Source organism: Rhodopseudomonas sp. P1, assembly GCF_039642825.1.
Taxonomy (GTDB): domain Bacteria; phylum Pseudomonadota; class Alphaproteobacteria; order Rhizobiales; family Xanthobacteraceae; genus Rhodopseudomonas; species Rhodopseudomonas palustris_H.
Map to the genome: position 1 here is coordinate 986,565 of NZ_CP088006.1, position 19,956 is coordinate 1,006,520.

The 19,956-nt window shown below is 65.7% G+C and carries 19 protein-coding genes; 10 read left to right on the forward strand and 9 right to left on the reverse strand.

Features of this window, described 5'->3' with window-relative positions; genetic code table 11:
- Positions 1-12 precede the first annotated feature (12 nt).
- From LRC39_RS04565 to LRC39_RS04575, 3 genes are all read left to right on the forward strand, one after another.
- Complete coding sequence (locus LRC39_RS04565) at positions 13-735, forward strand: MgtC/SapB family protein (RefSeq protein ID WP_346296483.1); 723 nt, start codon at positions 13-15, stop codon at positions 733-735.
- Positions 736-795: 60 nt separating this feature from the next.
- Positions 796-1,194 (forward strand): hypothetical protein, encoded by a 399-nt coding sequence (locus tag LRC39_RS04570; protein WP_107343029.1) that lies wholly within the window; start codon positions 796-798, stop codon positions 1,192-1,194.
- Between the two features lie 192 nt (positions 1,195-1,386).
- Positions 1,387-2,349 (forward strand): IS5 family transposase, encoded by a 963-nt coding sequence (locus LRC39_RS04575; RefSeq protein WP_264074900.1) that lies wholly within the window; start codon positions 1,387-1,389, stop codon positions 2,347-2,349.
- 384 nt (positions 2,350-2,733) lie between these two features.
- Here LRC39_RS04575 and LRC39_RS04580 read toward each other — a convergent pair whose 3' ends face one another.
- The 7 genes from LRC39_RS04580 to LRC39_RS04610 form a co-directional block, all read right to left on the reverse strand.
- Positions 2,734-4,164, reverse strand: coding sequence for a homospermidine synthase (locus LRC39_RS04580; protein ID WP_107343030.1), 1,431 nt, complete (start codon positions 4,162-4,164; stop codon positions 2,734-2,736).
- A gap of 109 nt (positions 4,165-4,273) precedes the next feature.
- Positions 4,274-4,678 carry a nucleoside diphosphate kinase regulator gene (gene rnk / locus LRC39_RS04585; RefSeq protein ID WP_107354310.1) on the reverse strand — a complete coding sequence of 135 codons (405 nt, stop codon included), beginning with the start codon at positions 4,676-4,678 and terminating at the stop codon, positions 4,274-4,276.
- A 293-nt stretch (positions 4,679-4,971) separates the two neighbouring features.
- Positions 4,972-5,358: a RidA family protein gene (locus LRC39_RS04590; protein WP_107343031.1), complete on the reverse strand. Its 387-nt coding sequence runs from the start codon at positions 5,356-5,358 to the stop codon at positions 4,972-4,974.
- 103 nt (positions 5,359-5,461) lie between these two features.
- On the reverse strand, positions 5,462-5,620 hold the full coding sequence (locus LRC39_RS04595; protein ID WP_346296484.1) for a hypothetical protein: 159 nt from the start codon (positions 5,618-5,620) through the stop codon (positions 5,462-5,464).
- 10 nt (positions 5,621-5,630) lie between these two features.
- Complete coding sequence (locus LRC39_RS04600) at positions 5,631-6,218, reverse strand: GNAT family N-acetyltransferase (protein WP_346296485.1); 588 nt, start codon at positions 6,216-6,218, stop codon at positions 5,631-5,633.
- Between the two features lie 200 nt (positions 6,219-6,418).
- Entirely contained in the window at positions 6,419-7,561 is a 1,143-nt protein-coding gene (locus LRC39_RS04605; protein ID WP_107354312.1) for a type III PLP-dependent enzyme, read from the reverse strand.
- Between the two features lie 663 nt (positions 7,562-8,224).
- Positions 8,225-8,485, reverse strand: coding sequence for a hypothetical protein (locus tag LRC39_RS04610; RefSeq protein ID WP_107343034.1), 261 nt, complete (start codon positions 8,483-8,485; stop codon positions 8,225-8,227).
- A gap of 207 nt (positions 8,486-8,692) precedes the next feature.
- On the opposite strand from LRC39_RS04610, the gene LRC39_RS04615 reads away from it, so the two are divergent.
- From LRC39_RS04615 to LRC39_RS04640, 6 genes are all read left to right on the forward strand, one after another.
- Positions 8,693-10,783, forward strand: a complete 2,091-nt coding sequence (locus LRC39_RS04615; RefSeq protein ID WP_264054333.1) for a M3 family metallopeptidase — start codon at positions 8,693-8,695, stop codon at positions 10,781-10,783.
- Positions 10,784-10,787: 4 nt separating this feature from the next.
- Complete coding sequence (locus LRC39_RS04620; RefSeq protein ID WP_346296486.1) at positions 10,788-11,441, forward strand: DUF1007 family protein; 654 nt, start codon at positions 10,788-10,790, stop codon at positions 11,439-11,441.
- On the forward strand, positions 11,438-12,616 hold the full coding sequence (locus tag LRC39_RS04625; RefSeq protein WP_346296487.1) for a nickel/cobalt transporter: 1,179 nt from the start codon (positions 11,438-11,440) through the stop codon (positions 12,614-12,616). Before LRC39_RS04620 ends, LRC39_RS04625 begins: the two co-directional genes overlap by 4 nt.
- Positions 12,617-12,790: 174 nt before the next feature.
- Positions 12,791-13,828: a ferrochelatase gene (hemH, locus tag LRC39_RS04630; RefSeq protein ID WP_107343038.1), complete on the forward strand. Its 1,038-nt coding sequence runs from the start codon at positions 12,791-12,793 to the stop codon at positions 13,826-13,828.
- A gap of 156 nt (positions 13,829-13,984) precedes the next feature.
- Positions 13,985-14,980: an SPFH domain-containing protein gene (locus LRC39_RS04635; protein WP_346296488.1), complete on the forward strand. Its 996-nt coding sequence runs from the start codon at positions 13,985-13,987 to the stop codon at positions 14,978-14,980.
- 16 nt (positions 14,981-14,996) lie between these two features.
- Positions 14,997-15,446, forward strand: coding sequence for an NfeD family protein (locus LRC39_RS04640; RefSeq protein WP_346296489.1), 450 nt, complete (start codon positions 14,997-14,999; stop codon positions 15,444-15,446).
- Between the two features lie 186 nt (positions 15,447-15,632).
- Here the strand turns inward: LRC39_RS04640 and LRC39_RS04645 are convergent, their stop codons facing one another.
- The gene (locus tag LRC39_RS04645; RefSeq protein WP_346295641.1) at positions 15,633-16,802 is read right to left on the reverse strand and encodes an IS481 family transposase; all 1,170 of its coding nucleotides are present in this window, start codon (positions 16,800-16,802) and stop codon (positions 15,633-15,635) included.
- Positions 16,803-16,991: 189 nt separating this feature from the next.
- Positions 16,992-18,005, reverse strand: coding sequence for a KpsF/GutQ family sugar-phosphate isomerase (locus LRC39_RS04650; protein ID WP_107354318.1), 1,014 nt, complete (start codon positions 18,003-18,005; stop codon positions 16,992-16,994).
- A 204-nt stretch (positions 18,006-18,209) separates the two neighbouring features.
- On the opposite strand from LRC39_RS04650, the gene LRC39_RS04655 reads away from it, so the two are divergent.
- Positions 18,210-19,925 carry an outer membrane beta-barrel protein gene (locus tag LRC39_RS04655; protein WP_346296490.1) on the forward strand — a complete coding sequence of 572 codons (1,716 nt, stop codon included), beginning with the start codon at positions 18,210-18,212 and terminating at the stop codon, positions 19,923-19,925.
- Positions 19,926-19,956 lie beyond the last annotated feature (31 nt).

The following is a 19,956-nucleotide window of genomic DNA, read 5'->3' on the forward strand; positions in this document are numbered from 1 at the left end:
AGGCGGCTCCCGATGCGGTTTCTCACGACCTTCCAGACAGCGGACTTCTTCGACACGCTGGTCAGCCTTGCCGTTGCCTTTGTGCTCGGCATGCTGATCGGCGCCGAGCGGCAGTACCGGACCCGCACCGCAGGGCTGCGCACCAACGTGCTGGTGGCAGTCGGCGCCGCAGCCTTCGTCGATCTGGCGATGCATCTGGCCGGTGCCGACGGCGCGGTCCGGGTGATCGCCTATGTGGTCTCCGGCATCGGCTTCCTCGGCGCCGGCGTGATCATGAAAGAGGGCATGAACGTCCGCGGCCTCAACACCGCGGCGACGCTGTGGAGCTCGGCGGCTGTCGGTTGCTGCGCCGGCGGCGATCTGGTGGCCCAGGCGGTGGCGCTGACGGTGTTCGTGATCGCCGGCAACACGCTGCTGCGGCCGCTGGTCAATGCGATCAACCGCATCCCGTTCGACGAACGCACTTCGGAGGCGACCTATGCGGTGCGTCTCACCGCCGGCAGCGCGGCTGCCGGGCGGCTGCGCGAGCACCTCGAGGAGCGGCTGGAAAAGGCCGACTATCCGGTGGCGGAAGTCGAGGTCGAAGCGCTTGAGCATGCCGAGGACAAGGTCGAGATCGTTGCCACGCTGGTATCGACCGCGGTGGAGCCGAGCGAACTCGATGCGGTGGTCGACGAACTCGGCAGGGAAGCCGGCGTCGAATTCGCCACCTGGGAAACCAGCACTAAAGATTGATTCACCTTGTCGCTAATTCTGACCGTTCGGGAACCCGGTGCGACACCGGAACCCGGAACGATGCCCGCGCGCGTCCGTTGGTTCGGCGAGCAAGGGATGAGGGTCATGACGGCGAACAACAACGACAAGGAGCGCGGCCTCAAGCGGGATCTGCTGCTGGCCGGTGTGCTGATCGCGGCGGGCGTGGCGCTATCCGGCCTGTCGCTGACCCAGGTTGATACCAGCACTGGGCGGCTGCAATTCGCCCAGGCGACGCCGCAGCCGCCGCAGTCCACGCCAGGCGCCGAGAGCAAGCCGAGCGCGCCGGAGCCCGCCCAAGACAGCGGCGCCCGCCCGCACGATATTCCGCCGCAACCGGCCCGGCCGGACGCCGACGCGGTGCAGTCCGGCGCCAAGCCAGCCTTGCCGCCAGCGCCGCCGGAGAAACTCGGCGACCCGATTCAACCAAAGGGCGGCTAATCGCCGCCACCAAGAAACAGCCGACGATCACCTCACCGGGCTCGCATTTGCGGGCTCGGTCTCTTTTGGTGGTCAGTTGTAATCGGCGAAGCACACCCACGCACAGCGCCCTCTCCCGCAAGCGAGACCTCTGCAAAACCTGACTGTTCTATCCAGATGTGATTCACTTGCGCTTAGTCGGAGGTGAACGGGATGGCGCAGGACAGTTTCATTGAGGCTTTGCTGCCGGCGGGCTTTGGGCGCAACGAGCGGCTGGAGCGCATTTCGGGCCTGCTCGATTGGGGCCGTCTTGCCGTCCTGATCCGGAAGGTGCGGCCGGGCGAGACCGGTCGGCCGCCCTACGAGCCGCTGACAATGTTCAAAGCCTTGTTGCTGCAGCAGTGGTACGGACTGTCCGACCCCGGTCTCGAAGAGGCCCTGCTCGACCGAGTTTCGTTCCGGCGCTTCTGCGGGTTCGCGCTGGATGCGCAGACACCCGACGAGACGACGCTTTGCCGGTTTCGCAATGCCTTGCAGCAGGCCGGCCTGGGAGACGCCCTGTTTCAGGAAGTTCTCCGGCAGCTCGAAGCGGCTGGATATGTCTTGAGGACAGGGACTTTGATCGACGCAACCCTGGTTCAAAGTTCAGGGCGGACGCCTGCCTCGGGATCGACCCCGCGCGAGGTCGAGAGCCGCTCGTCACACGATCCGGAAGCCAACTGGACAAGGCAGGGCCCCAAGCGCCAGCTGTTCTTCGGCTACAAGGCGCACATCGCAATCGATCAGGGATCGGGGCTGATCCGGGCCCGCAAACTGACCGGGGCGAAGACGTATGAGAGCCAAGTCGCCGACGATCTCGTCCTCGGCGACGAGAAGGCGGTCTATGCCGACAAGGCCTACGAGAAGCGTGCGCGCCGCCAAGCCCTCAAAGCTCGTGGCATCAAGGATCGCATCCAGCATCGTCGCAACAAACACCAGAAGACGCTGCCGCGATGGCAGGCCGTACGCAACAAGCTGATCGGGCGCGTGAGGCAGGCGATCGAACGGACCTTCTCGCAACTCAAAGGCCGCTACGGCTTCACCCGCATGCGCTACGCCGGCATCACCGCCAACGCATTCCACCTCGATCTAATCTCGATCGCCTACAACCTGCGAACCGCAGCCGCCATCCGCTGACCAATCTCCGGCCACGGCGGCCGAAACCGCCGCTCGCAGCCAAATCGCATCACGCCATCACCCCTCCAGCTGCCAACTCGCCAAATCAACAAGTTTCGCAGAGGTCTCGCTTGCGGGAGAGGGCGCTGTGCGTGGGGAGAACGCGTGAGTCGTAACAGCTTGAGATCGATCAGGCGGCTGCCATGCCGCAGCGCATCTGCTCCCCTCCCCCTTGCGGGGAGGGGTCGGGGGTGGGGGTCCACAGGCACAGCGCCCAGGACGTCTTCACGCAGGCGCCGTGCCCGCGTCGCCCTCACCCCAGCCCTCTCCCGCAAGCGGGAGAGGGAGCGCGCTGCGGTCGGGGAGGGGCGCGTGTAGTTGTGGTGGGGCTGAGGCGGTCTTGCCTCAGCGCACCAGCACGTTCTTGAACTGCCACGGATCGGAGGTGTCGATGTCTTCCGGGAACAGGCCGGGGCGGTCGGTGATCGGGGTCCAGTCGGTGTAGTAGCCCTTCACCGGGCCGAGATACGGCGTCTGCACTTCGAGGCAGCGGCGGAAGTCCATCTCGTCGGCCTCGACGATGCCGGCTTCCGGATTCTCCAGCGCCCACACCATGCCGGCCAGCACCGCCGACGACACCTGCATGCCGGTGGCGTTCTGATACGGGCAAACCTTGCGGGTTTCTTCGATCGAGAGCTGCGAGCCGTACCAGTAGGCGTTCTTGGCATGGCCGTAGACCAGCACGCCGAGCTCGTCGATGCCGTCGACGATCTCGTTCTCGTCGAGGATGTGCCACTTCGGCTGCATCTTGCCTTCGGCGCCGAACATCTCGTGCAGCGACAGCACCGCGTCGTTGGCCGGGTGATAGGCGTAGTGGCAGGTCGGCCGGTACACCACGTTCTGGCCGTCGCGGACCGTGAAGTAATCAGCGATCGAGATCGACTCGTTGTGAGTCACCAGGAAGCCGTACTGCGGGCCCGGCGTCGGGCACCAGGTGCGGACGCGGGTGTTGGCGCCCGGCTGCAGCAGGTAGATCGCCGCCTGGCAGCCTTCGGTGTGCTTGCGGCCGTTGTCCGGGATCCACTTTTCGTGGGTGCCCCAGCCGAGTTCGGCCGGCTGCAGGCCTTCGGACACGAAGCCCTCGACCGACCAGGTGTTGACGAACACGTTCATCGGCTTCGGGGTCTTGGCGCGCTGGGTATCACGCTCGGCGATGTGGATGCCCTTGACGCCGAGCTTCTGCGCCAGCTGGCCCCAGCCTTCGCGGCTCTTCGGCTCGTTGACTTCGACGCCGGTGTCGCGGGCGATATCGAGCAGCGCCTGCTTGACGAACCACGACACCATGCCGGGGTTGGCGCCGCAGGTCGACACCGCGGTGGTGCCGCCCGGGTTCTTGGCCTTGGCGGCCAGCAGGGTCTCGCGCAGCGCGTAGTTGGAGCGCTTCTCCGGGCCGGCGTTCTTGTCGAAGTAGAAGCCGAGCCACGGCTCGACGACGGTGTCGATGTAAAGGGAGCCGATCTCGCGGCACATCGTCATGAGGTCGACCGAGCCGGTATCGACCGACAGGTTGACGCAGAAGCCCTGGCCGCCGCCCTCGGTCAGCAGCGGAACCAGCAGCTCACGGTAATTGTCCTTGGTCACCGCCTGCTTGATGAAGCGGACGCCGTGCTTCTCGGCGAGTTCACTGTCCGCGTGCGGATCGATGATCACGAACCGCTTCTTGTCGTACTCGAAGTGCCGCTCGATCAAGGGCAGCGTGCCCTTGCCGATCGAGCCGAAGCCGATCATCACAATGGGGCCGGTGATCTTGGCGTGGATCTTCGAGGTAGACGACATCAGGTTTGAACTCCGGACAGGGTGGCAGGGGTTACGCCGCTATGTGCGGGCAAGACAGTTCGGGAATGTGACGGCGAGGTGAATTTCAGATGTCACCTGCGACGGCTACTCAATTCGGTTCGGACACGCTGAGCACCGTCAGCGAGCGTCGCTCGCCCGACGGGGTCTCGAAACTGATCGATTGTCCGACGGAGAGGCCGATAAGGGCCGCCCCGATCGGGGTCAATACCGAAATACGACCAGCCTCGACGTCGGCTTCGGTCGGATAGACCAGCGTGACCTGCTTTTCCTTGCCGGTGGTATCGTCCCGGAAGGTGAGGGCTGACTCCATGCAAACGATCCCGGGCAGGGGATCGTGGTCAGGCGCCACATTGGCGCGAGCGACCTCTCCGGCGAGGAAATCGGCCGTGGCCGGATAGCGCTGCGCAGCGGCTTCGGCGAGCTGGCCGAGCCGTTCGGCATCGCGATTCCGGATGGTAATCGGCGGTCGTTGGGTACGAATGGACTGGATCATGTCTTTCACGGGTCCTTGTCACGCCGAGCGCGTCATGCGCAGCGGCATTCACGGGATAAGTAGCAGTCTGAAAAAGGGGAGAAGTCGTCGACGAGATCGTTAAGCCCGGACGGCGCACGCGCGCGCCCGGGTCACCTTCCTGCGTGAAGGCGACCGGCGCGCAGCGTCAAGCGGTTGCGGGGCAAGATCATCATGATCGTCGGAACGTAGGGCTCCCCGTCCGAAAGTCAACGGGGAAGCCGAGAAGGGTCGGTTGCGCCAAGTGAGCGGTGCGGCATTTTGGCCGCCCCGCGTCAGCTCCGGCGCTTCGCGGTGACTTCGATTTCGATCTTCATTTCCGGCTTGTAGAGGCCGGCAACCGCGACGATCGTCGCCGCCGGGCGGATCTCGCTCAGATTCTCACCACACACTGCGAAGACCGCGTCCGCATCCTTCGGGTCGGTGATGTAGTAGGTTGCGCGCACGATATCTTCCATCGCGAAGCCCGCTTCCTTCAGCGCCGCACCGATGGTCTTGAAGCAGTTGCGGGTCTGCGAGGTCACGTCCTCGGGCAGGCTCATGGTCGTGTAGTCGTAGCCGGTGGTCCCCGAGACGAAGACGAAATCACCATCGACCACGGCGCGGCTGTAGCCGGCAGTCTTTTCGAACGGCGATCCGGTGGAAATCAGGCGACGCGACATATCAGGACGACCTTGAAGTTGAGGGGAACTTGGGTGAGCAGCCAATGCCGCGTCTGTCCCGGCAAATCAAGCCTTGCTGGAGACGGGAGCGGCGGTGGCGGGATCAGGCTGTCGTGGTCTCCGGGACGCGGGTGCGCCGGCGCCGCAAGGCGTCGACCGCGATTTTGAGCGCGAATACGGCGAGCACGAATACGGTCACGCGCGGCCGCTTGGCCGGATCGCGCGGCGCGAAGACGCGGTGGGTCGGACGGGGAAAACGCATCGGACCCTCCTTACGCGGCGCGACGAAGACGCACTCGCTCGGCGCGCGCCGGCTTGGCGGCGGCGCCGGTGGCGACGATGAGGCCGGCGGCGCCATCGAGCGCGCCTTCGCGCAGTTCGAGGCCGAGCAGGCGGTCGCGTTCGAACGGGCCGGGCAGCGCCAGCTCAGTCATCTTCTCGGCCGAGAAGCCGAACCGCGCGTAGTACGGCGCATCGCCGAGCAGGATCACGGCGCCGTGGCCGCGGGCGGCGGCTTCCGCCAGCGCGACGCGCATCAAGGCGCCACCGACGCCGAACTCACGGCACGACGAATCGACGGCGAGGGGGCCGAGCACGAGTGCGGCCCGGCCCCCTGCGTCAACGTGCCAGAGCCGCACCGTGCCGACCAGCCGGCCTTGACGGACCGCGGAGAAAGCGAGGCCTTCCGCGGGCGCGCGTCCATCACGCAAACGCTGGCAGGTGCGCGCATGCCGGCCTTCGCCGAAGCACGCATCCAGCAGGCGCTCACGCGCGGCAATGTCGGAGCTCTTTTCCGCACGGATCGCGAACGGAACGGCTGCGACGTTCAAGGCAGTCAGGTGGGCGAGGGTGTTCGTCATGGCACGTCGATCCCCACGCCGTCCGGCGAACCGCGCCGGCAGCGTGTTGTCAGCAGATAGCAATGTGACAGGGAGAGGCCGGCAAGCCGGCCTCAATTCTTCTGCTCCCTCTCCCGCCTGCGGGAGAGGGCCGGGGTGAGGGCGACACCAGTCGCTGATTCACCCTGCTATCCGACCTCCGCAGCGCGGAGGAGCGGACATCAGATGTGGTAGGTCGCCAGCGGCGGGAAGCCGTTGAACGCCACCGACGAGTAGGTCGACGTATAGGCCCCGGTGCCTTCGATCAGCAGCTTGTCGCCAATCTCGAGCGTCACCGGCAGCGGATACGGCATCTTCTCGTACAGCACGTCGGCCGAATCGCAGGTCGGGCCGGCGAGCACGCAGGGCGTCATCTCGGCGCCGTCGTGGCGCGAGCGGATCGCGTAGCGGATCGACTCGTCCATCGTCTCGGCGAGACCGCCGAACTTGCCGATGTCGAGATACACCCAGCGCACGTCGTCCTCGTCGCTCTTCTTCGAAATCAGAACGACTTCGGTCTCGATCACGCCGGCGTTGCCGACCATGCCGCGGCCCGGCTCGATGATGGTCTCCGGGATCTGGTTGCCGAAGTGCTTGCGCAGCGCCCGGAAGATCGAGCGGCCGTACTGCACGACCGGCGGGACTTCCTTCAGATACTTGGTCGGGAAGCCGCCACCCATGTTGACCATCGACAGCTGGATGCCGCGCTCGGCGCAGTCGCGGAACACGGTCGCGGCCATCGCCAGCGCGCGGTCCCACGCCTTCACCTTGCGCTGCTGCGAGCCGACATGGAACGAGATGCCATAGGCTTCCAGGCCGAGACGCTTGGCGTTGTCGAGCACGTCCACCGCCATCTCCGGATCGCAGCCGAACTTGCGCGACAGCGGCCACTCGGCGCCGGCGCAATCGTACAGGATGCGGCAGAACACCTTCGAGCCGGGCGCCGCACGCGCGACCTTCTCCACCTCGGCGGTGCAGTCGACCGAGAACAGGCGGATGCCGAGCTCGTAGGCGCGCGCGATGTCGCGCTCCTTTTTGATGGTGTTACCAAACGAGATGCGGTCCGGGGTCGCTCCCGCGGCCAGCGCCATCTGGATTTCCTGCACCGAGGCGCAGTCGAAGCACGAGCCCAGCGAGGCCAGCAGCGACAGCACTTCCGGCGCCGGGTTGGCCTTGATCGCATAGAACACGCGGCTGTCCGGCAGCGCCTTGGCGAAATGCATGAAGTTGTCGCGGACCACTTCGAGGTCGACGACCAGGCACGGCTCGACGTCCAGACCCTTGGCGCGGCGGTCGCGCAGGAATTCACGGATACGTTCGGTCATGGCACTCTCCCACGCGCCCAGCGACGGGCGCTTACCAACGATGGCGCTGATCCGACGGCTTCAGCGCCGTCGCGCGATGGAGGCGCGACGAGCGATCAGCTCGGACGAGCAGTGCTGCCTTGGATTGGTTGGGAAGGATCCCGCCCGCTCACTGGCAATGAAGGACAAGCCTCTTCGGTATTCGCGCCGGCTGATGGAAAGCCGGCAGAGACCAAAAAAGCCCGCTCCGTCGTTGCTTTAAGTCGCGTCCCCCGTTGAGAACGAGGTGCGCCGGTTCGCCTCCGGCTGTCAGTCACGGTTGCAAGAGAGGAAGCCACCTTCAACGGCATCTCTTGAGAGAGATGCTGGCCTCGTCGCGTTGCCGCTTGGAGACCCTCGGCTCTTCATCCCTTGGCGGCTGTCCGGCCTCTTGTCCGGATACCTACCGACTGACACACGACCACGGGCACGTGCGAAATTGGGCAAGGCTGGAGATAGGTGTTTCGATGCCGGGCCGCAAGATTTTTTTTGTCTTAACCGGAGAATTATCCCGGCTCGTCGGGAAGCGTTGCCGATCAATCACACCGGCAACGGCGAAGCTGAACGTCTGTTCAAGTTCGTCAATAACGACGGGGACAATTATGACGGCGGTGCGTCGGCGCGGCGGCTGGCCGCGGAGCCAAATCAGGCGCGCTTGAAGAACGGTTCGATGCGCTGCGCGTTGCGGATGAAGCCGACCATGATCACTACGCCGATCACGAACAGAACCACTTGGAGGATGTGGGCGGCGCTCTCGCCGAGACCGAACAGGATCGCCAGTGCCCACCCGCCCGCAAATGCGGCTCCGAACACCTCGGCGCCAATCAGGATGGCGGCGCTGATGACGGTGATGACGCTCGGCCAGGCGATCTGGCGCGATCCGGCGGCGGTGGCAGGCTTGCTCATGGTTCGAAGGTCCTTCTGGCGGGCGCAATCTAACGAAATCGCCCGCGTCGGCAAGCGCAAGCCGATGATCCCGTAAAGTGTCAGCAGTGGGGCGTCTGGCGCGCCTTGCGTAATTTACCAGCAGCAACAAGGCAATCCGGGCGCAAAAAAGCCGTACGCAATGGTATATGTCGTGCAATTACGAGGCCCCGCATTCAGGATGGATTGATGTCAGAAAGCTCCGGACCGATTGCCGCACCCGCTGATGCCGGCAATCCGCTGCTGGCCGCCTGGACCACCCCGTTCGAGACCCCGCCGTTCGCCGAGATCAGGCCCGAGCACTTCATGCCGGCCTTCGAGCAGGCGTTCGCCGACCACGCCGGCGAGATCGCTGCGATCGTCAACGATCCGACCGAGCCGGACTTCGACAACACCATTACGGCGCTGGAGCGCGCCGGCAAGCTGCTGAACCGTGTCGCCGCGGTGTTCTACGACCTGGTGTCGGCGCATTCGAGCCCCGAGCTGCTCAAGATCGACGAAGAGGTGTCGCTGCGGATGGCGCGGCACTGGAATCCGATCATGATGAACGCGGTGCTGTTCGGCCGGATCGCGGCGCTGCGCGACAAGGCGGCGCTTTTGAACCTGACGCCGGAGCAGAGCCGGCTGCTGGAACGCAGCTACACCCGCTTCCACCGCGCCGGCGCCGGCCTCGACGAGGCCGCGAAGGCGCGCATGGCCGAGATCAACGAGCGCCTGGCGCAGCTCGGCACCAGCTTCAGCCATCATCTGCTCGGCGACGAGCAGGAGTGGGTGATGGAGCTCGGCGAGGGCGATACCGAGGGGCTGCCCGACAGCTTCGTGGCCGCCGCCCGCGCCGCGGCCGAAGAGCGCGGGATGCCCGGCAAGGCGGTGGTGACGCTGTCGCGGTCGTCGGTCGAGCCGTTCCTGAAGATGTCGAGCCGGCGCGACCTGCGCGAGAAGGTGTACCGCGCCTTCATCGCCCGCGGCGACAACGGCAATGACAACGATAACAACGCCATCATTGGCGAGATCCTCAGCCTGCGCGAGGAAAGCGCCAAGCTGCTCGGCTATCCGACCTTCGCGGCCTATCGGCTCGAAGACTCGATGGCCAAGACGCCCGAAGCGGTGCGCGGCCTGCTCGAGCGGGTGTGGAAGCCGGCGCGCGCCCGCGCGCTCGCCGACCGCGACGCGCTGCAGGAGCTGGTTACTGAAGAAGGCAGCAACTTCAAGCTGGCGCCATGGGACTGGCGCTACTACGCCGAGAAGCTGCGCCAGCGCCGCGCCAATTTCGACGATGCCGCGATCAAGCCGTATCTGACGCTCGACGGCATGATCGCCGCGGCGTTCGACACCGCCACGCGGCTGTTCGGCATCACCTTCGAGGAACGCAAGGACGTCCCGGTGTGGCATCCGGACGTCCGGGTCTGGGAGGTCAAGGACCCAAACGGCGCGCATCGCGGGCTGTTCTACGGCGACTACTATGCCCGGCCGTCGAAGCGCTCCGGCGCCTGGATGACGTCACTGCGGGATCAGCAGAAGCTCGACGGCGCAGTGGCGCCGCTGATCATCAACGTCTGCAACTTCGCCAAGGGCGCCGGCGGCGAGCCGTCGCTGCTGTCGCCCGACGATGCCCGCACCTTGTTCCACGAATTCGGCCACGGCCTGCACGGCATGCTATCCGATGTGACCTACCCCTCGTTGTCCGGCACCAGCGTGTTCACCGACTTCGTCGAGCTGCCGTCGCAGCTTTACGAGCACTGGCAGGAGCAGCCGCAGGTGCTGCGGCAGTTCGCCCGTCACTACCAGACCGGCGAGCCGCTGCCCGACGACCTGCTGCAGCGCTTCATTGCCGCCCGCAAGTTCGGCCAGGGCTTCGCCACGGTCGAGTTCGTGTCCTCGGCGCTGCTCGATCTGGAATTCCACACCCAGCCGGCCGCCGGCATCGGCGAGATCCGCGCCTTCGAGCGCAAGGAGCTCGACAAGATCGGCATGCCGGAAGAGATCGCGCTGCGGCACCGGCCGACCCAGTTTGGCCACATCTTCTCCGGCGATCATTACGCCTCGGGCTACTACAGCTACATGTGGAGCGAGGTGATGGACGCCGACGCGTTCGGCGCGTTCGAGGAGGCCGGCGACATCTTCGCGCCGGAGGTGGCCAAGCGGCTGCGCGACGACATCTATTCGTCCGGCGGCTCGCGCGATCCGGAAGAGGCCTATGTGGCGTTCCGCGGCCGCAAGCCGGAGCCCGACGCGCTTCTGCGCCGCCGCGGTCTGCTCGACACCCCGGAGGCCGCGTAGCCGCATGATCGGCCTATTGCGCCGCGCCGCCGTCCGCTCCGCGCTGGTCGCGGCGGTCGTGGCCCTGTTCGGCTTCGGCACCGCCGAGGCCCACCCGCACGTCTGGGTGACCTCGACCAGCGAATTGGTTTATGCGCCCGACGGCTCGTTCACCGGCGTCCGCCACGCCTGGGCGTTCGACGACATGTTCTCGACCTATGCGCTGCAGGGCATCGAGACCAAGGAGAAAGGCGTCTATAGCCGCGAGGAGCTGGCGCCGCTGGCGCAGACCAACGTCGAGTCGCTGAAGGAATTCGCCTACTTCACCTTCGCCAAGGTCGGCGGCAAGAAGCAGAAGTTCGGCGAGCCGGTCGATTACTACCTGTCCTACAAGGACAACGTGCTGACGCTGCACTTCTTCCTGCCGTTGAAGACGCCGGTGAAGAGCAGCGAATTGTCGGTCGAGGTGTTCGACCCGAGCTACTTCATCGACTTCTCGTTCGCCGAAAAGAACCCGGTCAGCCTGGTCGGCGCGCCGTCCGGCTGCGCGCTGAACTTCCAGCGCCCGACCGACGGCAGCGCCACCGCGCAGCGGATGAGCGAAGACAACTTCCTGAACGGCGATAACTCCAACTACGGCGCGATGTTCGCCAACAAGATCGCGGTGACCTGCCCATGACGTCTCATCGCCGGTTTGCGGTTGCCGCCTTGTTCGTCTGCGTCGCCGCGCTCGTGCTCGGCGACGCCACGCTGCATGCGGCGTTCGCCCACAATCCGTTCGGCGCGCCGAGGGGGGCGCCGGAGCCGCAAGCCGGGGGCATCGTCGGCTGGCTGCTGGCGCAGCAATCGGCGTTCTATAAGCAGATGTCGGCGACGATCCGCGCCGCCAAGGCCGACGGCAGCGCGGTGTGGACCCTGCTGGCGATCTCGTTCGCCTACGGGGTGTTCCATGCCGCCGGACCGGGCCACGGCAAGGCGGTGATCTCGTCCTATCTGGTCGCCAATGAAGAGACCGCGCGGCGCGGCATCGCGCTGTCGTTCGTCTCGGCGATGCTCCAGGCGGTGGTGGCGGTGCTGATCGTCGGCATCTGCGCCTGGCTGCTGAATGCCACCGCGAGCACGATGTGCAGCGCCGAGCGCGCGATCGAGATCGGCAGCTACGCGCTGATCGCGCTGTTCGGCGCGCGGCTGGTCTGGGTCAAGGGCGGCGGCTTTCTGCGCGCCCTGCAGACCTCGATGCGCAAGCCGCAGTTGGCGATGGCCGGCGTGCCGGCGGCGCTGACGGATCACGACCATCACCACCACGATCATGATCACGACCACGTTGGGCACGGCCATGCCCACGCCCGCGCGGCGCATGGCGATCATCAGCACCATCGTCATGACCATGGGCACGGCCACGACCACGCTCATGCGCATAGCCACCACGATCACCACCATCATCACGGCCCCGGCGAAGCCTGCGACCATTGCGGACATTCGCACGGGCCGGAACCGAGCGAGCTCGCCGGCCCAGGCGGCTGGCGCCGCGGTCTTGGTGCGGTGCTGACCGTCGGCATCCGCCCCTGCTCGGGGGCGATCCTGCTGATGGTGTTTGCGCTCGCCCAGGGCTTGTTCTGGGCCGGGATCGTCGCCACTTTCGTGATGGCGCTGGGCACCGCGATCACGGTCGCGACCATCGCGGTAGCGGCGGTGTCGGCAAAGGGGCTGGCCCGCAAACTGGCCGCACAGCGCGATGGCGGCGGCATGCTGGTGATGCGGGGCCTCGAGTTTGGCGCCGCCGGTCTGGTGCTGCTGCTCGGCTGCGGACTTCTCCTAGGGTATGTCGCAGCCGAACGTGTGACGTGTCTTTAACCAGCAGCCTGCAAATCTGCGCCGTGCGTGGGTTTCAGCAAAACCCGACGGCGGCTTGTGCGTAGATGATCAGGACACCATGGAACCGCCCTCGCGATGCCGCGGTGTACGACGCACTGACCGTCACCGCGTCGTCTTGACAACGATAGGCCAAAGCGCGAAGCCAGCAGCAACATGAGCGTCATTGTTCCGATCCATGGACCAGCGATCGCCCCGGCGCCCGCGCCGGAGCGGGTCGGTGTGCTGTTGGTGAACCTCGGCACCCCGGACAGCTGCGACACCAAGGGTGTGCGCATCTATCTGCGCGAGTTCCTGTCGGATCCGCGGGTGATCGAGAACCAGGGGTTGTTCTGGAAGCTGGCGCTCAACGGCATCATTCTGAACACCCGTCCTGCCCGCAAGGCCAAGGACTATCAGAAGATCTGGAACCACGAGAAGAACGAGTCGCCGCTCAAGACCATCACCCGCGCACAGGCCGAGAAGCTGTCGGCGTCGCTGGGCGATCGTGGCCATCTGATCGTCGATTGGGCGATGCGCTACGGCAATCCGTCGCTGCGCGACCGGATCGAGGCGCTGGTGGCCAAGGGCTGCACCCGGCTGCTGGTGGTGCCGCTGTATCCGCAGTATTCGGCCGCCACCTCGGCGACGGTGTGCGACCAGGCGTTTCGCGTGCTGCGCGAGCTGCGTGCCCAGCCGACGCTGCGGGTCACGCCGCCGTACTATCGCGACCCGGCCTATATCGACGCGCTTGCGACCTCGATCAAATCGCACCTCGCCTCGCTGTCGTTCGAGCCCGAACTGATCGTGGCCTCGTTCCACGGCATGCCGCAGGCCTATATCGACAAGGGCGATCCATACCAGGCGCAGTGCGTGGCGACCGTCGAGGCGCTGCGTGAGCGGATGGGCGTTGCCGACGACAAGCTGCTGCTGACCTTCCAGTCGCGGTTCGGTTTCGATCAGTGGCTGCAGCCCTACACCGACAAAACCATCGAGGCGCTGGCCCGCAAGGGCGTGCGCAAGCTCGCCGTGGTGATGCCCGGCTTCTCGGCCGACTGTCTGGAGACGCTGGAAGAGATCGCGCAGGAAAACGCCGAGATCTTCATGGAGCACGGCGGCGAGGAATTTACCGCGATTCCCTGCCTCAACGACTCCGACGCCGGTGTGCAGGTGATCCGCCAGCTCGTACTGCGCGAGCTGCAAGGCTGGCTGTAACCAAAGCGAAGGCTGTCGTCAGCGCCAGGCTTCCGCGACCAAATCCCCCATCGTCGAACCTGGATTGCGGCGACCGCGACCCACCAGTGTTGCGCCGTGCCGGCGCACGCATCACCATGACCGCACGGATGCCGAAATCCGGCGAGGAGAGTTTGCATGTTTTATGATCTCAGCGGGTTCGATGTGGTGTCCATCGTTCTCGTCCTGCTGGTGATCCTGACGCTGTTCGCGGGCGTCAAGACGGTGCCGCAGGGTTACAACTGGACCATCGAACGGTTCGGCAAGTTCACCCGGACGCTGGCGCCGGGCCTCAACCTGATCATTCCGTATTTCGATCGCGTCGGCCGCAAGATGAATGTGATGGAGCAGGTGATCGAGATCCCGCAGCAGGAAGTTATCACCAAGGACAACGCCACCGTGACCGTCGACGGCGTCGCGTTCTACCAGGTGTTCGACGCCGCCAAGGCGAGCTACGAGGTCGATAATCTGCAGCAGGCGATCATTGTGCTGACCATGACCAACATCCGTTCGGTGATGGGCTCGATGGATCTCGACCAGGTGCTGTCGCATCGCGACGAGATCAACGAGCGGCTGCTGCGCGTCGTCGATGCTGCGGTGTCGCCGTGGGGCATCAAGGTCAATCGCATCGAGATCAAGGACATCGTGCCGCCGAACGACCTGGTGGAGGCGATGGGCCGGCAGATGAAGGCCGAGCGCGTCAAGCGCGCCGACATCCTGCAGGCCGAAGGTCAGCGTCAGTCGGAGATCCTGCGCGCCGAGGGCGCCAAGCAGGCCCAGATCCTGCAGGCCGAGGGCCGTCGCGAAGCCGCGTTCCGCGACGCCGAGGCACGCGAGCGCTCTGCCGAAGCCGAAGCACGCGCGACCCAGATGGTGTCGGAAGCGATCGGCAAGGGCGACGTCGCGGCGCTGAACTACTTCATCGCCGACAAATACATCAAGGCGTTCGGCCAGCTCGCCGACTCGCCGAACCAGAAGGTGATCATGTTGCCGGTCGAGGCGATGAGCATGCTCGGCTCGCTCGCCGGCATCGGCGAGATCGCCAAGGCGACCTTCGGCGAAAGCGCGGCTTCCGCGCAGGCCGCCCGCCGCGGTTCTGTGCCGCCGACGACGCCGGTGCCGCCGGCACGGTGAGACGGAGGCCGCTGCCATGACCGCGATCCTCGCCGCGCTCGGCGTCTGGAACTGGCTGATCTTCGGCTTGGTGCTGATGGCACTGGAGCTGCTGGCGCCGGGCGTCTTTCTGTTCTGGCTCGGGCTCGCAGCACTCCTCGTCGGAGTGCTTTCGCTGCTGCTGGAGCCGGGATGGCAGGCGCAGATCCTGCTGTTCGGCCTGTTCGCCGCTGCCGCAGTGCCGCTATGGCGGCGGATGGCGCGCAGCGGCGACGTCGAGGTGCACGCCAGCAATCCGTTCCTCAATCGCCGCACCGATGCTCTGGTGGGGCGGGAGTTCACACTTGAGAAGCCGATCGAGGGCGGCGTTGGAACGGTGCGGATCGACGATACGGTGTGGCGCGTGTCCGGCCCCGACACTCCTGCCGGCAGCCGCATTCGTATCGTTGCGGCGGATGGCGTGCAGCTAACGGTAGCGGTGGTTTAGGCCTTCTTCCGATCCTTCAAGCGAAGGGGCACCATTCTGGAAAGAGCGTCATCCTGAGAGCCTGCCCGGAAATGCGGGCAGTGAAATCAAGCACTTTCGCTTCAACCCGTCATGCCCGGCCTTATGCGGGCATCCATGTCTTGCAGCGAAAACAGCAGGAAAGGCGTGGATGGCCGGGACAAGTGTTCAGCCCGGAGACATAGTCGACACGTGTTCGGAGACATGACCGACACTTTCCACGCCCGTCAAGTCGATGGTGGCGACTTGGTGGGCAGCGAAGAACACGCCGTATTTGCCGTCGGTGGAGAGCGGCCTGATGGCCAAGCGCTCTCCGGCGAAGGCTTGCGGCACCTTCCACAAACGACCTTTGAAGCTGACATAGGCCTTGGTTTTCGAGACGGATCGGACGATGTCGCGCTCATCGTATTCTGGAGCCGGCAGGCGGTCCGGCAGAGAACGCCGGCTCGGCTGGTAGCGATCAGCAGGCACCAGCTGGCCTAGCGACTCGTGAGGGCGCTCGAAGTTGTACACCTCGCGCCAGGAATCGAAGGCACGTTGCGCCTCGGCGAGGTCGCGCAAGGGCCGCAGTGCAAACACCTCGTCGTCCAGCGTGCGATGAAAACGCTCGTTCTTGCCGCGGCTCTGCGGGTGATAGGGACGACTACGGATCACCCTGATGCCGAGCTTGAGCAGCCACACCGAGAACCATGTCCAGCGCTCGCCGGAACTGTCCGACCACGGCGAGCCGTTGTCGACGAAGATCGTGTCGGGCAAGCCGTAGTGCCGGAACGTCGTTTGCAGCCTGTCCTGCACGGTTTCGCCGCGCTGATCGGCGCAAGCCTGGAGGCACAGATCGTAGCGTGAGTGATCGTCCACCACGGTCAGCGGATGGCAGCGGACGTCGTTGCCGAGCCGAACCCAGCCTTTGAAGTCCATCTGCCAAAGCATGTTCGGCGCCGGCATCTCGAACCGCAGCGTCGCCGGTGGACCGCCGGCGGCAGGCTTGATCCGGCCGTGCCGGCGCAGGATCTCGTGGATCGTCGACACCGCCGGAGCGTGCTGTCCGGACCGCTCCATCGAGCTGGCGATCTTGCGCGCGCCCCATGCCGGATGCGCATCACGAACCGCCAGCACCTGTGCCTCACACGCCGCCGAGGTCTGCCGCGGGCTGTCGTGCGGCCGCCGCGACAGGTCGGCGAGATCACCTCCGGCCGCCCATCGCTCCAACCATTTGTAGCCGGTCGTCCAATGAATGCCGAACCGCCGGCACAGCTCGCGCCGGTTCGCCCCCTCCTGCATCGCAAGCCGTACGAACTCGCGTCTCTGATCCACTGCCGACACCTCACGCCAGGGCATGGACTTGGCCTCCAACCGCCAAATCCAGCCACTATGATGCGTCGACTATGTCTCCGAACACCCGTAGGTCATGTCTCCGGGCTGAACAACAAGCCCGGCCATGACGAACTAATCTTCAATTGAACGGCTTACGAAAGCCTCTGAATCAGCTGCCCGCATTTCCAGTCAGGCTCTGAGGCGCGCGAGTGCTTAAGCGACGCCTGCGCGGAGCAGGTCGTGCAGATGCACGATGCCGAGCGGCTTCTTGCCTTCGGCGACCAGCAGCGCGGTGATCTTCGAGGAGTTCAGCAGTTCCAGCGCCTGGCCGGCGAGCAGGTTCGGGCTGATCGTCTTCGGATTCCGCGTCATCACCTCGTCGACTGTGGCGGTCATCAGGTCGGACCGCATATTACGGCGGAGGTCGCCGTCGGTGACGATGCCGGCGATCTGACCATTGCTATCGATGATACCGACGCAGCCGAAACCCTTGGCGGACATTTCGACCAGCGCATCCGACATCCGGGTGCCGAGCGGCTTCAGCGGAATCGCTTCGCCGGTGTGCATCAGGTCACGCGCGTATTTCAGCATCGCGCCGAGCTTGCCGCCGGGGTGCAGCACGCTGAAATCGCCCGGGGTGAAGCCGCGGCTTTCGAGCAGCGCGATCGCCAGCGCATCGCCGAGCGCCAGCATCATCAGCGACGAGGTGGTCGGCGCCAGATTGTGCGGGCAGGCCTCTCGCGCCTTCGGCAGCGTCAGAGACACGTCCGCCGCGGTCGCCAGCGTCGAGGTCGGGTCCGAGGTCATCGCCACCAGCGCGATCTTGAAGCGCTTGGCGTAGTTGATCAGGTTCTTCATCTCCGGCTGCTCGCCGGACCAGGACATCGCGAGAATGATGTCGTCGGCGGTGATCATGCCGAGATCGCCGTGGCTCGCCTCGGAGGCGTGCACGAAGAACGCCGGCGTGCCGGTCGAGGCGAACGTCGCGGCGATCTTGCGGCCGATATGGCCGGACTTGCCGAGGCCGGTGATGATCAGCCGGCCCTTGGCGTTCTGAATCAGGTCGATCGTGGCGGCGAAGCGCACGCCGAGATCGGATTGCAGCGCGGTGGCGAGCGCGGTCACACCGCTGGCTTCGGCCTCCAGGGTGCGCAGGGCCGAGGGGATCGCGGCGGCAGCTTGCTCGCTCATTGCGGGTATCTTGGTGTGGGTTTTGGACAGTGCCATGCAGGGTCTCCGGCATGGGCCGCGAAGCGGCCGGGCCTTCTCCTAGCATGGCGCCGGCCGGGATGCGACGCGGCCGATCCCAGCCTGCCGCCGTTCTCAACCGCTCCTTAACCATAGTTGTTTTAACTCCATTAACGATGAGGAGCCGCGCATCTGCTCCTCATCGTTGTTCAGGATTCTGATTTCGTTGGAGTTTTTGCAGTCGTGACGTGGGCTCCAGCACCGGGCCGCCGCTCTCGCACAGCTTTGTGCGCCGGTTCCGCATGCCTGGCGCTCGCTGCGGTCGGCACCACTCCGGCGGCTGCGCAGAGCCTGACGAGCGATCTGCTCAATCCGCAACGCGGTGGCTTCGTCGCCGCCCAGAACCTGCCGCTGCGGCCGACGCCCGGCGCCGCGACCAGCTCGGCATCCCGGAGCCGCAACGTCTTCACGCAGCCCGAGGACGATGACACCAATACGCCGTTGCGGCCGACTTCGACGGCGGCGCTGCAGCCTCCGCCCGGCAGCGCCAATCCGGACAATGCCGGCGTCGCCTACGACGCGCTGAACCGAAAGCGCCAGCGGCCGAAATACTATCCGGGTGCGCCGCGCCCGAAGGCCGTGGGACCGGGATCGCCGATGGTCACCCCGGCGCCGCCGCCGGCGCGGCCGCTGCCGCCGTCGCAGACCGCCGCCAAACCGCCGCTCCCGCCCGCGCTCGCCGGCCGTGTGCCCGGGCAACCGACGCGCCGGCAGCTCAAGACCGACGACGATCCGTTCGGTCCGGTCGGTGACTACGCCGGCAGCTTCCTGATCAAGGGCGCGCTCGAAGTCGGCGGCGGCTACGACACCAACCCGGCGCGCACCAACACGCCGCGCAGCTCCGGCTTCTACAAGGTGTCGCCGGAGCTGATGATCACCTCGGATTGGGAGCGGCACGCGCTGGTGGCCGATCTGCGCGGTGCGTTCACCGGCTATGGCCACGACTTCAATCCGCCGGCCGGAACGGTGTCGCCGGCGCCGATCAGTCTCGACCGGCCGGAGTTCAACGGCCATGTCGACGGCCGGCTCGACGTCAGCCGCGACACGCATCTGATCGGCCAGGGCCGGCTGATCGTCGGCACCGACAACCCGGGCAGCCCGAACATTCAGGCCGGCCTGACCAAATATCCGCTGTTCACCACCACCGGCTTCTCCGGCGGCATCGATCAGAGCTTCAATCGCCTGCAGGTCACCGCGGTCGGCAATTTCGATCGTACCGTGTATCAGGACTCGCAGCTGACCGACGGCACCAGCGACTCGAACAAGGACCGTAACTACAATCAATATGGCGGCGTCGGCCGGGTCAGCTACGAGCTGAAGCCGGGCCTGAAGCCGTTCGTCGAGATCGAGGGCGACACCCGCGTGCACGATGTGCCGGTGGATCGCTATCTGTATCTGCGCGGCTCCAATGGCGGCTATGCCAAGGGCGGTACCAGCTTCGAACTGACGCGGCTGCTCACCGGTGAAATTTCGATCGGCTATGCGACGCGCACCTATGTGGACCCGCGGCTGGAGAAGCTCGGTGGCCTGCTCACCACCGCCTCGCTGGTGTGGACGGTGACGCCGCTGACTACGGTGAAGTTCAACGCCGACACTCAGATTTCGGAATCGCCGCTGCCCGGCGTGTCGGGCGTGTTCACCCGCACCTATACGGCGGAGGTCGACCACGATTTCCGCCGCTGGCTGACGGCGATCGGCAAGTTCACCTACGGCACCTACGACTATCAGGGCTCCGGCCGCTCCGACCGAATGAATTCGATCGAAGGCAACCTGATCTACAAGCTGAATCGCTCGGTATGGGTGAAGGGCCAGCTTCGCTACGACAAGCTGGATTCCAACGTCGTCGGCGGCAGCTACGACGCCACCGTGGTGATGCTCAGCGTCCGGCTGCAGAACTGAGCCGCGGGGCGTTCGGATCCGCCGGCCTCCA

Bases quoted from the DNA above. Each gene is read 5' to 3' on its own strand.
- LRC39_RS04565 (WP_346296483.1), top strand. From the start codon at position 13: ATGCGGTTTCTCACGACCTTCCAGACAGCGGACTTCTTCGACACGCTG.
- LRC39_RS04570 (WP_107343029.1), top strand. From the start codon at position 796: ATGCCCGCGCGCGTCCGTTGGTTCGGCGAGCAAGGGATGAGGGTCATG.
- LRC39_RS04575 (WP_264074900.1), top strand. From the start codon at position 1,387: ATGGCGCAGGACAGTTTCATTGAGGCTTTGCTGCCGGCGGGCTTTGGG.
- LRC39_RS04580 (WP_107343030.1), bottom strand. From the start codon at position 4,164: ATGTCGTCTACCTCGAAGATCCACGCCAAGATCACCGGCCCCATTGTG.
- rnk (WP_107354310.1), bottom strand. From the start codon at position 4,678: ATGATCCAGTCCATTCGTACCCAACGACCGCCGATTACCATCCGGAAT.
- LRC39_RS04590 (WP_107343031.1), bottom strand. From the start codon at position 5,358: ATGTCGCGTCGCCTGATTTCCACCGGATCGCCGTTCGAAAAGACTGCC.
- LRC39_RS04595 (WP_346296484.1), bottom strand. From the start codon at position 5,620: ATGCGTTTTCCCCGTCCGACCCACCGCGTCTTCGCGCCGCGCGATCCG.
- LRC39_RS04600 (WP_346296485.1), bottom strand. From the start codon at position 6,218: ATGACGAACACCCTCGCCCACCTGACTGCCTTGAACGTCGCAGCCGTT.
- LRC39_RS04605 (WP_107354312.1), bottom strand. From the start codon at position 7,561: ATGACCGAACGTATCCGTGAATTCCTGCGCGACCGCCGCGCCAAGGGT.
- LRC39_RS04610 (WP_107343034.1), bottom strand. From the start codon at position 8,485: ATGAGCAAGCCTGCCACCGCCGCCGGATCGCGCCAGATCGCCTGGCCG.
- LRC39_RS04615 (WP_264054333.1), top strand. From the start codon at position 8,693: ATGTCAGAAAGCTCCGGACCGATTGCCGCACCCGCTGATGCCGGCAAT.
- LRC39_RS04620 (WP_346296486.1), top strand. From the start codon at position 10,788: ATGATCGGCCTATTGCGCCGCGCCGCCGTCCGCTCCGCGCTGGTCGCG.
- LRC39_RS04625 (WP_346296487.1), top strand. From the start codon at position 11,438: ATGACGTCTCATCGCCGGTTTGCGGTTGCCGCCTTGTTCGTCTGCGTC.
- hemH (WP_107343038.1), top strand. From the start codon at position 12,791: ATGAGCGTCATTGTTCCGATCCATGGACCAGCGATCGCCCCGGCGCCC.
- LRC39_RS04635 (WP_346296488.1), top strand. From the start codon at position 13,985: ATGTTTTATGATCTCAGCGGGTTCGATGTGGTGTCCATCGTTCTCGTC.
- LRC39_RS04640 (WP_346296489.1), top strand. From the start codon at position 14,997: ATGACCGCGATCCTCGCCGCGCTCGGCGTCTGGAACTGGCTGATCTTC.
- LRC39_RS04645 (WP_346295641.1), bottom strand. From the start codon at position 16,802: ATGCCCTGGCGTGAGGTGTCGGCAGTGGATCAGAGACGCGAGTTCGTA.
- LRC39_RS04650 (WP_107354318.1), bottom strand. From the start codon at position 18,005: ATGGCACTGTCCAAAACCCACACCAAGATACCCGCAATGAGCGAGCAA.